11 protein-coding genes and 1 tRNA gene are annotated in these 12,921 nt (G+C 22.8%); 7 read left to right on the forward strand and 5 right to left on the reverse strand.

The window, feature by feature from the left end; genetic code table 11:
* Positions 1-39: 39 nt before the first annotated feature.
* Complete coding sequence (gene mnmG, locus BUCILAFE3058_RS00005) at positions 40-1,926, forward strand: tRNA uridine-5-carboxymethylaminomethyl(34) synthesis enzyme MnmG (protein WP_154061360.1); 1,887 nt, start codon at positions 40-42, stop codon at positions 1,924-1,926.
* 136 nt (positions 1,927-2,062) lie between these two features.
* Here mnmG and gyrB read toward each other — a convergent pair whose 3' ends face one another.
* The 4 genes from gyrB to BUCILAFE3058_RS02075 form a co-directional block, all read right to left on the reverse strand.
* Positions 2,063-4,474 (reverse strand): DNA topoisomerase (ATP-hydrolyzing) subunit B, encoded by a 2,412-nt coding sequence (gene gyrB / locus BUCILAFE3058_RS00010; RefSeq protein ID WP_154061361.1) that lies wholly within the window; start codon positions 4,472-4,474, stop codon positions 2,063-2,065.
* A gap of 74 nt (positions 4,475-4,548) precedes the next feature.
* On the reverse strand, positions 4,549-5,655 hold the full coding sequence (gene dnaN, locus BUCILAFE3058_RS00015) for a DNA polymerase III subunit beta (RefSeq protein WP_154061362.1): 1,107 nt from the start codon (positions 5,653-5,655) through the stop codon (positions 4,549-4,551).
* Positions 5,656-5,658: 3 nt separating this feature from the next.
* A complete protein-coding gene (locus tag BUCILAFE3058_RS02070; RefSeq protein WP_232036977.1) occupies positions 5,659-5,889 on the reverse strand; it encodes a helix-turn-helix domain-containing protein in 231 nt (76 codons plus the stop codon).
* Positions 5,890-5,936: 47 nt separating this feature from the next.
* Positions 5,937-6,749: a DnaA ATPase domain-containing protein gene (locus BUCILAFE3058_RS02075; protein WP_331866619.1), complete on the reverse strand. Its 813-nt coding sequence runs from the start codon at positions 6,747-6,749 to the stop codon at positions 5,937-5,939.
* A gap of 480 nt (positions 6,750-7,229) precedes the next feature.
* Here BUCILAFE3058_RS02075 and rpmH point away from each other — a divergent pair, with 480 nt between their 5' ends.
* From rpmH to mnmE, 4 genes are all read left to right on the forward strand, one after another.
* Positions 7,230-7,364 (forward strand): 50S ribosomal protein L34, encoded by a 135-nt coding sequence (gene rpmH / locus BUCILAFE3058_RS00025; protein WP_154061363.1) that lies wholly within the window; start codon positions 7,230-7,232, stop codon positions 7,362-7,364.
* A gap of 9 nt (positions 7,365-7,373) precedes the next feature.
* Positions 7,374-7,760, forward strand: a complete 387-nt coding sequence (gene rnpA / locus BUCILAFE3058_RS00030) for a ribonuclease P protein component (RefSeq protein WP_197730368.1) — start codon at positions 7,374-7,376, stop codon at positions 7,758-7,760.
* A gap of 65 nt (positions 7,761-7,825) precedes the next feature.
* Positions 7,826-8,896: a membrane protein insertase YidC gene (yidC, locus tag BUCILAFE3058_RS00035; RefSeq protein WP_154061364.1), complete on the forward strand. Its 1,071-nt coding sequence runs from the start codon at positions 7,826-7,828 to the stop codon at positions 8,894-8,896.
* Positions 8,897-8,972: 76 nt separating this feature from the next.
* A complete protein-coding gene (mnmE, locus tag BUCILAFE3058_RS00040) occupies positions 8,973-10,328 on the forward strand; it encodes a tRNA uridine-5-carboxymethylaminomethyl(34) synthesis GTPase MnmE (protein ID WP_154061365.1) in 1,356 nt (451 codons plus the stop codon).
* A 40-nt stretch (positions 10,329-10,368) separates the two neighbouring features.
* Here the strand turns inward: mnmE and BUCILAFE3058_RS00045 are convergent.
* A tRNA-Phe gene (locus BUCILAFE3058_RS00045) sits at positions 10,369-10,441 on the reverse strand.
* A gap of 377 nt (positions 10,442-10,818) precedes the next feature.
* Between BUCILAFE3058_RS00045 and BUCILAFE3058_RS00050 the strand changes: the two genes are divergently transcribed.
* Together BUCILAFE3058_RS00050 and groL are read left to right on the forward strand one after the other, a co-directional pair.
* Positions 10,819-11,112, forward strand: coding sequence for a co-chaperone GroES (locus BUCILAFE3058_RS00050; RefSeq protein ID WP_154061366.1), 294 nt, complete (start codon positions 10,819-10,821; stop codon positions 11,110-11,112).
* Positions 11,113-11,160: 48 nt separating this feature from the next.
* On the forward strand, positions 11,161-12,813 hold the full coding sequence (groL, locus tag BUCILAFE3058_RS00055) for a chaperonin GroEL (protein WP_154061367.1): 1,653 nt from the start codon (positions 11,161-11,163) through the stop codon (positions 12,811-12,813).
* Positions 12,814-12,921: the final 108 nt, after the last annotated feature.

The raw sequence follows: 12,921 nt of genomic DNA on the forward strand, positions 1-12,921 counted from the left end.
GTATATAAATATATAAGTATAAATATTTAGGAAAAAAAAATGGTTTTTTATGAAAAATTCGATATCATTGTGATTGGGGGCGGACATGCAGGTACAGAAGCAGCGTCTGCTTCTTCAAGAATGGGGCAAAAAACTTTATTATTAACACAAAATATAGATACAATTGGAGCATTATCTTGTAATCCAGCTATTGGAGGATTAGGTAAAAGTCAATTAGTTAAAGAAATTGATGCAATGGGTGGTTTAATGGCACGAGTAATTGATTACGCTGGAATTCAATTTAAAAAATTAAATTCTAGAAAAGGATCTGCAGTACAATCTACTCGTGCTCAAGCAGATAGATCTTTATATAAAAAAAAAATGCAATATTTTTTAAAAAATCAAAATAATTTAACAATCCTTGAAAAAGAAGTATTAGATTTAATTATTAAGGATGATCAAGTACACGGAGTAATAACTCATGATGGTAATTATTTCAAATCTTCTATTGTTATATTAACGACTGGTACATTTTTAAATGGAAAAATGTATATTGGTTCTAAAATTTTATCAGGAGGTAGACGTGGTGATGTTAATTCATTAAAATTAGCTAAAAATTTAAAAAAATATCCTTTTAGAATTGGACGATTAAAAACAGGTACACCTCCACGTTTACATATTAATACAATTAATTTTAACGATTTAGAAGTACAACGGGGTGATGAACCTACTCCCTGTTTTTCTTTTACAGGAAATATTTTACAGCATCCAAAACAGGTATCTTGTTATATTACATATACAAATTTAAATACACATAAATTAATTAAAGAAAATTTATATAATAGTCCATTATATAATGGTGTTATTACCGGAATAGGTCCTAGATACTGTCCTTCTATTGAAGATAAAGTAGTTCGTTTTCCTGACAAAAATCGTCATCAAATTTTTTTAGAACCAGAAGGTATTAATAGTGAAATTATTTATCCTAATGGTATTTCTACTAGTTTATCTGTAGAGCTACAAAAAAAAATAGTTCAATCTATTAAAGGTTTAGAAAAGGCTCAAATTGTTCATCCTGGATATGCTGTAGAGTATGATTTTTTTGATCCTAGAGATTTAAAAATGACATTAGAATCAAAAATCATTAAAAATTTATTTTTAGCTGGACAAATTAATGGTACTACTGGTTATGAAGAAGCTGGTGCTCAAGGTTTGTTAGCAGGTATAAATGCTGCTTTATTTGTTCAAAAAAAAGATCCTTGGTATCCTAAACGAGATCAAGCCTATATGGGGGTATTAATAGATGATTTATGCAATAAAGGTACTTTGGAGCCTTATCGCATGTTTACTGCTAGGGCAGAATATCGACTATTATTACGTGAAAATAATGCTGACGATCGTTTAACTCAAATTGGTTATGAATTAGGTTTAGTTACTTGTAAACAATGGAGTGTGTTTTCTAAAAAAAAAATTAAAATAAAACAAGAATGTCAGCGATTGAAAAATATTATAATTACACCTAAATTAGTTAATCGATTTTTTAAACATAAAAATTTAAATATTACTTTGAGGAAAGATTGTACTGCTTTTGATTTTTTACGTCGACCTAATATTACATATGATATTTTAATAAAATTTATAAATTGTTTTATATCTGATAAATTATTTATAAAAAATAAAATAATTATTGATGAAATTGAAACTAAAAGTAAATATTATGGATATATTCAACGACAAAAAAAAGAAGTAAAAAAAAATATACGTTATGAATATATGAAATTATCTTCTATTAAAGATTATACATGTATTAATGGTTTATCTAATGAAGTAATTACTAAATTAAATGAATATCGTCCTTATTCTCTTGGTCAAGCTTCTCGTATTCCAGGAATAACGCCTACGGCAATCTCTATTTTGCTTATTTTTTTAAAAAAAATGAAATATTAATATAAATATTTTATTTTTATAATAAATTTTAAAAAAAATATTAATTTTTTTTAATTGATTTTGGCAGGTTTATTAAATTTATTTCCTGCCGAAATTAATAAAATATAAATTTATTTTTTAATAACTAAAAAATATTTTATACATCAATATTTTTTGCATATAAAGCATTTATTTTAATAAATTGTCGTCTAGGTTCTACTAAATCTCCCATTAATGTACTAAACAATTGATTGGCTAAATCGGCATCTTGCATAGTAATTTGTAACATCTTTCGTGTTTTAGGATTCATAGTAGTAGTCCATAATTGTTCAGGATTCATTTCTCCCAATCCTTTATACCTCTGTATATGAATAAATTTTTGCGTTTCTTTGATTAAGATATTAATTATATCGTCAATATTTTTAAATATAAATTTTTTATTATGAAATTTTATATATGCATTATTTTTAATCATATAATTGATTTTTTTTATTAATTTTAAAAATATCTTATATTTAGGTGTTAAAAAAAGATTTTTGTTTAGATAATAAAAGTAAAAATTTTTTTTATCACTAATATTTAGTATGGGTTCATAACAAGAATTATTTTTTTTTATATAGTAAGAGTATATATATTTTTTATATAATATTTTTTGGTTTTGTAAATTTTTTATTAATTTTTCAATCCATTTTTTAACTTTTTTTTTGTTTTTTAAATTTTTTAAAGGAAAAGTATAAAGTATTGTTTGATATAAGAAAAATGGTATTTGTATATTAACAGAAAAGTAATTTTTTTTAATTTTTTGATATTTATTTATAATAATAGAAAATTTTTTTTTAATTTTTTTATTATTTTTTTTTTCTATATATTTTATATAACTGTTTTTTTTAATAATTTTATATTGGTATTTATATAGTGCTTTTGAATCCATTATATATTTTTCTTTTTTTCCTTGTTTAATTTTATATAATGGTGGTTGTGCTATATATATGTATCCTTTTTCTATAAGTTCTGGCATTTGTCGAAAGAAAAATGTTAACAATAATGTTCTAATATGTAATCCATCTACATCTGCATCTGTCATAATAATTATATAATGATACCTTAATTTTTTAAAATTATATTCTTCTTTTCCAAAACCACAACCTAAAGCTGTAATTAATGTAATTAATTCAGGAGAAGTAATTATTTTTTCAAATCGAGCTTTTTCTATATTTAGTATTTTACCTTTTAATGGTAATATTGCTTGATTTTTTCTATTTCTTCCTTGTTTAGCAGAGCCTCCGGCAGAATCACCTTCTACTAAATATATTTCTGAAAAAAAAGGATCTTTTTCTTGACAGTCAGATAATTTGCCAGGCAAGTTAGTAACTTCTAATAATCCTTTTTTACGTGTAATTTCACGGGCTTTTCTTGCTGCTTCTCTAGATCGTGCTGATTGTGTAATCTTGTTTACAATTATTTTAGCATCTCTTGGATTTTCTAATAAAAAATTCATTAAATGTTCATTTAATAATGTTTCAACAACTGATTTTACTTCTGAAGATACTAATTTTTCTTTTGTTTGAGAAGAAAATTTTGGATTAAACATTTTAATTGAAATTAATGCTGTTAATCCTTCTCTTGTATCTTCACCGGTAATAGTAATTTTATTTTTTTTATTTGGTTTTTCTTTATCAGAAAAATAATTTAAAGTACGAGTTAAAGCTGCACGAAATCCAGATAAATGACTACCTCCGTCTTGTTGTGGTACATTGTTAGTAAAACATAATATTTTTTCTTGAAATGTTGTATTCCATTGCATAGCTATATTTACTTCAATAGATTTTTTTTGTTTTTTAAAAATAAAAATTTTGTTATGTATTGGTTTTTTGTTTATGTTTATGTGTCTTATAAATGATTTGATTCCACCTTTATTAAAATATTGAAATTTTTTTTGGTTTTTTAAATCTTTTAATGTAATTTTTACATTAGTATTTAAAAATGATAATTCTTGTAATCTTTTTCGTAAAATTTCATACTGAAAAATATTATGATTAGTAAAAATGTTTTTATTTGGCCAAAAACGAATTTTTGTTCCTTTTCTTTTTGTTTTTCCTGAATATAATAATGGTTTTTGAGGATTTCCGTCAAAATATCTTTGTTGATATTTTTTCTTGTCACGGTAAATATATAAATCTAATCGTTCTGATAAAGCGTTTACTACCGAAATACCTACACCATGTAAACCGCCAGATACTTTATATGAATTTTCGTCAAATTTTCCGCCAGCATGTAATACCGTCATAATAACTTCAGCGGCTGATACACCTACCTCTGGATGAATATCAATAGGTATTCCTCTTCCATTATCTCGTATAGATACAGAATTATCAATATGAATAGTAACTTGAATTAAGTTACAATATCCAGCTAATGCTTCATCTATAGAATTATCTACTACTTCAAACACCATATGGTGTAACCCGGTACCGTCATCAGTATCACCAATGTACATACCTGGTCGTTTTCTAACTGCATCTAATCCTTTTAATATTTTTATATTAGAGGAAGTATATAGATTTGACATTTATTATCCTATTTTATCAGTGATATTTTATATATAAAATTTTGTATAAAAAAATTAAATTATTTTAAATAAATTTATATTTTTAAGGGCATTATGATATATTTTATTTCTTTTTGTATATTAGATTGAATTTGTATACTTGAAATTGGTATATTAAAAATAACATTGATTTTATTAGTTTTTAATACATTAAGAACGTCAAGTAAATAAAAAACATTTATAGAAAATGAAATATTTTCATATTTATAATCAATAAAAAAAGAATCACATGATTCTTCATCTTCTTGATTATTTGATGTAATTGTTAACAAATTTTTAGAAAAACTTAAACATACACCTTTAAAAGTAGTATTACATAAAATTGATGTTTTTAATAATGATTCTTTTAATTTTTCAGCTGATATTAAAATACAATATGTATATTTATTTAAAATAACATCAGTATAGTTTGGAAAACTACCATCTATTAATTTAGTGATTAGTAGTATTTCGTTAACTTGAAATGATATATAATGGTAATGAATAATAATTTTTATTAATTCTGTTGTATAAGTTAACAATCTATACAATTCTAAGATAGCTTTTTTATTAATAATTATAGAAAAAATAGATATGTTTAAATTTAAATAAGTTTTGTACATCGATAATCTATGTCCATCTGTAGTAACTCCGTATAGATAATTATTTTTATATTCTAATAACATTCCGTTTAAAGTATTTCGAATATCATTATTAGCGATAGAAAAATATGTTAAAGATATTATTTCTTTTAACATGAATTGTGATATAAAAAATATTTTTTTATCTTCAATGGTTTTAAATATTGGAAAATTATTACATGAAATTGTGTTTATTTTAAATAAACTACTAAATACCTTAATATATATTTTTTTATTAATTAATCGAAAATGTAATTCTGCATCATTTTTTACGTTACGAAAGATATTAAATATTTTTTTTCCAGAAACTGTAATACAACCAGCTGTATAAAAAGTATAATATTTTTTATCTATACACGTATTTAATTCAATGTCTAATGTAGAGCTAGTCAATTTAAGTATGTTTTTATCAATTTTTATGATTACATTTTCTAATATTGGAAATATTGTATTTTTAGTAATAATTCTATTGATTTTTTTAAAAGAATTTAAAAAATCATTTTTTTTAATTTTGAATTCCATATTTTATGAGTTTAGTTGGTTAAATAAATATAAAAAATCATAATAGATTTTATTTTTTTTTTTTAGTTGATTGATTTTTTTATATGCATGTAATACAGTAGTATGGTTTTTTTTACCAAAAGCTATACCTATTTCTGAAAAACTATAATTAGTTAGTTTTTTAATTAATGTCATAGCAATTTGTCTTGACGTTATAATAGATTTAGATCTTTTTTTTGAAATCATATCTGACATTTTAATATTAAAATATATAGAAACTTTTTTTTGAATTAATTTTATATCTATATTATTTTTTTTTTTTTTATATTTTTTTTTAATTCTTTTTGAATAAAACGCATTTTTATTTTTTTTTTAATAAATAATGATGTTATATATATTTTTTTTAAAAAATTCTTTAATTCCCGTATATTAGAATATAATTTTTTCGCAATATATTTAGCTAATTGGTATGATAAGTCAATTTTGTAGTCATATGCTTTATTTAAAATAATATGTGTTCTAGTAATTAACTCTGGTGGATGAATTGATACAGTCAGTCCTTTTTTTAAATAAAATCGTAAATTTTTATCAATTCCATTAATATAACTAGGGTAACAATTTGCAGTTAATACAATTTTTTGATTTTTTTCAAATAGTTTTTTAAATATATATGATAATTCTTTTTGTAAATATTGTTTATGAGAAAATAATTGAATATCATCTATTAATAATACATTAATAGAACTATAATAATTTTTTAAATGTTCAATAGAATTATTTTTTATTGAATGTATCACATTCTCAATAAAATTTTTTGAATGTATATAAATTACTTTTATATTGTAATTATCTATTAAAAATTTATTGCCTATTGCATGAAGCAAGTGTGTTTTACCTAGACCTGTATTGCTATATAAAAATAATGGATTATAAATATTTTTTAAATTTTTAGTAAATTTATATGATGAATAACGAGCTAATTTATTTGATTTACCTTCAATAAAATTATTAAATTGATATTTTTGATTAATACCGGTATTTAATAATAATTTTATTTGTAACTTTTTTTTTATTTTCTTATATATATTTTTTTTTATTTTTTTTTTTTTTTTAATTTTTTATTTAATATATGTGTCATAAAGAAAGATTATTTTATGTTTGTATAACTTAAATATTAGTGGTTAAATATTTTTTATATATTTTTAATTCACTTTATTACAATGTGATTAAGAGTATATAAAATAATTATATTTTAATAGGAATATTTACATATTTAATTTTATTGGTGATAATATAATTTTAATGCAATTAAAAATTTTCTTAATTAAAAATTTTATATAATTGATTTTCATGTAATATTGAATTATTTTATATATTCTATATATTAGTATATAATTATATTATATATGGTTTTTTGGCTAAATAAATATAATGAGATCTTATTTAATTAAAATAAATAATTAGATCAATAAATTTATTATAATCAATATTATTTTTGAATATTTTTTAAAATTAAATTTTACTTTAATTACTATTTTAATTATCAATTTTAATTGATAAAAATATATTTAAAATCTATAAAAAGGAAAAATTTTATGAAACGTACTTTTCAGCCATCTATTATTAAACGAAATCGTACTCATGGTTTTCGTACTCGTATGTCTTCTAAGAGTGGTAGAAAAATATTATCTCATAGACGTTTAAAGTCACGTTCAATGTTATGTGTATAAAAAATTTTTATGAAATCATCTAATATCCCTCAGTTTTTTTTTAGTAAGAAATTACGTTTATTGTCAAATGATCAGTTTAAACATGTTTATAACAAAAATTTTAAAATTAATATTAAACCATTTATTATGTTGAGATGTTTAAATTGTTTAAAATTTCCAAGATTAGGTATTTCTATTGCTAAAAAAAATATTATGTATGCGCATGATCGCAATAGGATTAAACGTTTAATTAGAGAAAGTTTTCGTTTGATTCAACATAACTTGTTATTCATGGATTTTATTATTATTGTTAAAAAAAATACACATTTATTAAGTAATAATAATATATTATATTTTTTACAAACGTTATGGTGTTATAATAAAAAAAATAATTTTTTAAATATAAATAAAGTATAATATGAATTTATATATTATCAATTCATAATATTTTATTTTTTATTTTTATTTAATGAGACGATTTTATGATATATTTTAAACGTATTTTTTTTATAATATCTTGTGTTTTATTCTCTTTTTTAGTATGGAATTTTTGGAATACACATTTTTCTATAAATCAAAATAATTTAAAGGTAAATAATTCTATACATAAAATTTACAATATTAATGACAACAATAAAGATCAATTAATTAATATCAAAAATAATTTCATATCATCAAATATTAATTTATTAGATAGCAATATTCAATATACTAGTTTCTTAAATCATTATAGATATTTAAAAATATCATCTTTATTTACTTTATTTCAAAATAAAAAAGAGATTATTTTTAAATTTATAAATAATATAGATAATATTTATTTTAATAATTTTTTTAAAATATTTTCTGATATACAGATAGGATCTAAGATACAAAATAAAATACTAAAAATTTCTGAAAATTCAAAATTTCGTGTAAATCGTAAATTGTTATATATATTATCTTATCCTTTATATAAATTATTAAGTTTTTTTAATAGTAAATTAAAAAATTGGGGTATTTCTATTATTTTAGTTACTATTTTATTAAAAATAATTACATACCCAGCAACTAAATTACAATATATATCTATTTTAAAAATGAAGTTATTAAAACTAGAAATAAAAAAGATAAAAAGTGAATTTTGTGATGATTTAGACACTATGAATAAAAAAATTCTTTTACTATATAAATCTAAAAAAGTTAATCCTTTTATCACTTTACTTTCTGCAGTTTTACAAATTCCTATATTTTTATCTTTTTATTATGTATTAGTTTCTTCAGTTGAATTACATAATGCTCCCTTTTTTTTATGGATTAGAGATTTATCTCATTATGATCCTTACTATGTATTACCTATATGTATAAGTCTCAGTGTTTTACTTATACAATTAAATGAATTAAATTTTAATAAAATTTTTACACGAAAAAATTTTTTATGTATTCTTCCTGTATTATTTACTGGTTTTTTTATTTGGTTGCCTTCTGGTTTAGCTTTATATTATTTAACTGGTAATATTTTTACTTGTTCACAACAATGGATAATACGTCGTAATTTCATTAAAAATAAATGATATTTTATATCATAAATAATATTTATTTTATTGTAATAATCGAAAATATTTTATATATTTGGAATAAGAATAAAATATGAAATTTTATGAAACTATTATAGCTCCCGCAACAGCTTTTGGCCAATCAGGTATTGGAATTATACGAATTTCTGGTTCTTCCGTTGCACAAATAATAAAAAAATTCTTAAATATTTCAATGAAAGAACGATTTGCTCATTATACATCTTTTTTAGATATTAACGGTAATATTATTGATTATGGTATTGCTTTATTTTTTTCTGCTCCTCGATCTTTTACGGGTGAAGATATACTAGAATTTCATGGTCATGGAAATCCAATTTTATTAGATTTATTAATAGAAAATATATTATTACTTAAAAACGTCCGTATTGCTCGTCCAGGAGAGTTTACAGAACGAGCTTTTTTAAATAAAAAGATAGATTTAATTCAAGCAGAGGCTATTGGCGATATAATTAGTGCACAATCTAAACTTGCAGTAAAATCTGCTTTACGTTCTTTATCGGGTACTTTTTCAAAAAAAATATGTATAATTATTGATTATTTGAAAAATTTATATTCTAGAATAGAAGCTATTATTAATTTTCCTGATGAAATAAGTAATTTTTTTGATATAAAAAATAATTTATCAAAAACAATTAAATTACTTAAAGATTTAATATATATCGCAAAAAAAAGTAATGTATTACAAAAAGGTATAAAAATCGTTATAGCAGGACCACCTAATGTTGGTAAATCAAGTTTATTTAATTATTTATCTGATCAAAAAATTTCGATTGTTACTAATGTTCCCGGAACTACTCGTGATGTAATGCATAACAGTATATATATAAACGGAGTATCTTGTGAATTATTAGATACTGCAGGATTATGTAAAAGTAATAATACTGTTGAAAGGATAGGTATAAAATTAGCGAAAAAAAATATTTTGGACTGTGATCATATTTTTTTTGTATTAGATATTACTAATAATAATAAAATAAATAATCATATGATTTTAAATAGTATATATAAATTACAAAAAAATCAAAATATTACATTTATTTTTAACAAAATAGATCTTGTTAACCAAATACCACGAGTAGATATTATACATAAAAAATTTTCATGTTTATATTTGTCAGTAAAAAAAAGAATAGGAGTAAATTTATTAACTAGTAAAATTCAAGAAATATCTAGAATTTTAAATAATGCTGAAGGTATTTTTTTGGCTCGTCGCAGACATTTAGTAGAATTAGAAAAATCAGTAAATTATTTAATCATTGGTAAAAAAGATTGGTTAGAAAATGATAATATTGAATTATTATCAGATAATATACGTTTATCGATGCAAAGTTTATTTATGATTACTGGACATTTTAGTAATGATGATTTATTAAATAAAATTTTTTCCGAATTTTGTATCGGAAAATAAAATATTGTTTATATAAAAATGTTATTTTTATTAAAAAATTTGCCCGGAGACGGAATTGAACCGCCGACACGGGGATTTTCAGTCCCCTGCTCTACCGACTGAGCTATCCGGGCATTAAAATTATTAAACATCAAAACATTTATTTTGTCAATAATTTTATTAAATAAAATTATTATTTATTTGTATAATAAATTAATATTTATATATTAAAAAATTAATAAATTAGAGTTTTTTAAAAAATAATTTTTTAAGAAAAAAATTTGATATATTTTAAATTTTTTATATTGATTTTGTCAATTAATTAAAATTAATTTTTTTATTTTTTTTTATTAAGTAAAACTATTAAAATAATTAAATAAAAATTTAAATAAACCCTTGAAATTCTTTATTTGGATCCATATATTCTTAAAATATAAGAATATATTACAAATATTTATAGTTATATTATTTTTTAAAAAATTATATTATGTTTATTAAAGAGGATTAAAATATGAAACTTCGTCCATTACATGATAGAGTAATTATTAAACGTAATGAAGCTGAATTAAAATCTGCTGGTGGTATTGTATTAACTGGATCTGCAGCTGGAAAATCTACTCGTGGTATAGTTCTTTCAGTAGGAAAAGGTCGAGTACTAGATAACGGTCATATAAAAAAATTAGACGTTAAAGTCGGTGATGTTGTTATATTTAATGAAGGTTATGGTGCAAAAACTGAAACTATTGACAATGAAGAAGTTTTAATTCTTACTGAAAGTGATATTTTAGCAATTATAGAAGAATAATATAATTAATTAATTAACTAATAATTTTAAATTTTGAGGACATTTCAAATGGCAGCGAAAGATGTAAAATTTGGTAATGAAGCTCGAATTAAAATGCTTCGCGGAGTTAATGTTTTAGCTGATGCAGTTAAAGTAACACTAGGTCCTAAAGGAAGAAATGTTGTTTTAGATAAATCTTTTGGTCCCCCAAGTATTACAAAAGATGGTGTTTCAGTTGCACGAGAAATTGAATTAGAAGATAAATTTGAGAATATGGGTGCTCAAATGGTTAAAGAAGTTGCATCTAAAGCAAATGATGCAGCAGGTGATGGTACTACAACAGCAACTTTATTAGCACAATCTATAGTAAATGAAGGTTTAAAAGCAGTAGCTGCTGGTATGAATCCTATGGATTTAAAACGCGGAATTGATAAAGCAGTTATCCATGCTGTTGATGAATTAAAAAAAATATCAGTTCCTTGTGCAGATTCAAAAGCAATTACACAGGTAGGTACTATTTCTGCTAATGCAGATGAAAAAGTAGGTAGCTTGATAGCAGAAGCAATGGAAAAAGTAGGAAATGATGGAGTTATTACTGTTGAAGAAGGCACAGGTTTACAAAATGAATTAGAAGTAGTTAAAGGTATGCAGTTTGATAGAGGATATTTATCTCCTTATTTTATTAATAAACCAGATACCGGTTTAGTAGAATTAGATAATCCGTATATATTAATGGCAGATAAAAAAATATCTAATATTCGTGAGTTATTACCAATTTTAGAATCAGTTGCTAAATCAAGTAAGCCATTATTAATTATTTCAGAAGATTTAGAAGGTGAAGCGCTAGCAACTTTAGTTGTGAATTCTATGAGAGGTATTGTTAAAGTATCAGCGGTTAAAGCACCTGGTTTTGGTGATCGTCGTAAAGCAATGTTACAAGATATTGCTGTTCTTACAGGTGGTTCTGTTATATCTGAAGAATTAGCTATGGAATTAGAAAAATCTTCTTTAGAAGATTTAGGACAAGCAAAACGTGTAGTAATTAGTAAAGATGCGACTACTATTATTGGCGGTAACGGTAATAAAAGTAATATTAGAGGTCGAATCAACCAAATTAGACAAGAAATTAATGAAGCAACTTCTGATTATGATAAAGAAAAGTTAAATGAACGTTTAGCTAAATTATCTGGTGGTGTAGCGGTATTAAAAGTAGGAGCAGCTACCGAAGTTGAAATGAAAGAGAAAAAAGCTCGTGTTGAAGATGCATTACATGCAACAAGAGCTGCAGTAGAAGAAGGAGTAGTACCAGGAGGAGGAGTTGCTTTAGTTCGTGTAGCAGAAAAAATTTCTCGTATCAATGGTCAAAATGAAGATCAAAATGTTGGAATACGTGTTGCGTTACGTGCCATGGAAGCTCCTTTACGTCAAATTGTTGCGAATTCTGGTGAAGAACCATCTGTAGTAACCAATAATGTAAAAGACGGACATGGTAATTATGGTTATAATGCAGCTACTGATGAATATGGAGATATGATATCTTTCGGAATTTTAGATCCTACGAAAGTTACTCGATCTGCATTACAATATGCAGCTTCTGTTGCAGGATTAATGATTACTACAGAATGTATGGTTACAGATCTTCCAAAAGATGAAAAATCTTCTTCTGATTTAAGTAGTCCGCCAGGTGGTGGAATGGGTGGTGGAATGGGTGGCATGATGTAGTTGTAGTTGCCATTTTTAATATTACTTTGAATAAAGTATTACTACCATAAAAATAAAAATAATTTATTTGTATTAATTTTTATAAATTAATGGTCTCCTTGTTCTCTA

Source organism: Buchnera aphidicola (Cinara laricifoliae) (genome assembly GCF_900698945.1).
In the GTDB taxonomy this organism is placed as follows: Bacteria; Pseudomonadota; Gammaproteobacteria; order Enterobacterales; family Enterobacteriaceae; genus Buchnera_F; species Buchnera_F aphidicola_AC.

Coding starts and splice junctions, on each gene's coding strand:
- rpmH (WP_154061363.1), top strand. CDS start 7,230: ATGAAACGTACTTTTCAGCCATCTATTATTAAACGAAATCGTACTCAT.
- yidC (WP_154061364.1), top strand. CDS start 7,826: ATGATATATTTTAAACGTATTTTTTTTATAATATCTTGTGTTTTATTC.
- dnaN (WP_154061362.1), bottom strand. CDS start 5,655: ATGGAATTCAAAATTAAAAAAAATGATTTTTTAAATTCTTTTAAAAAA.
- groL (WP_154061367.1), top strand. CDS start 11,161: ATGGCAGCGAAAGATGTAAAATTTGGTAATGAAGCTCGAATTAAAATG.
- BUCILAFE3058_RS02070 (WP_232036977.1), bottom strand. CDS start 5,889: ATGTCAGATATGATTTCAAAAAAAAGATCTAAATCTATTATAACGTCA.
- rnpA (WP_197730368.1), top strand. CDS start 7,374: ATGAAATCATCTAATATCCCTCAGTTTTTTTTTAGTAAGAAATTACGT.
- mnmG (WP_154061360.1), top strand. CDS start 40: ATGGTTTTTTATGAAAAATTCGATATCATTGTGATTGGGGGCGGACAT.
- gyrB (WP_154061361.1), bottom strand. CDS start 4,474: ATGTCAAATCTATATACTTCCTCTAATATAAAAATATTAAAAGGATTA.
- mnmE (WP_154061365.1), top strand. CDS start 8,973: ATGAAATTTTATGAAACTATTATAGCTCCCGCAACAGCTTTTGGCCAA.
- BUCILAFE3058_RS00050 (WP_154061366.1), top strand. CDS start 10,819: ATGAAACTTCGTCCATTACATGATAGAGTAATTATTAAACGTAATGAA.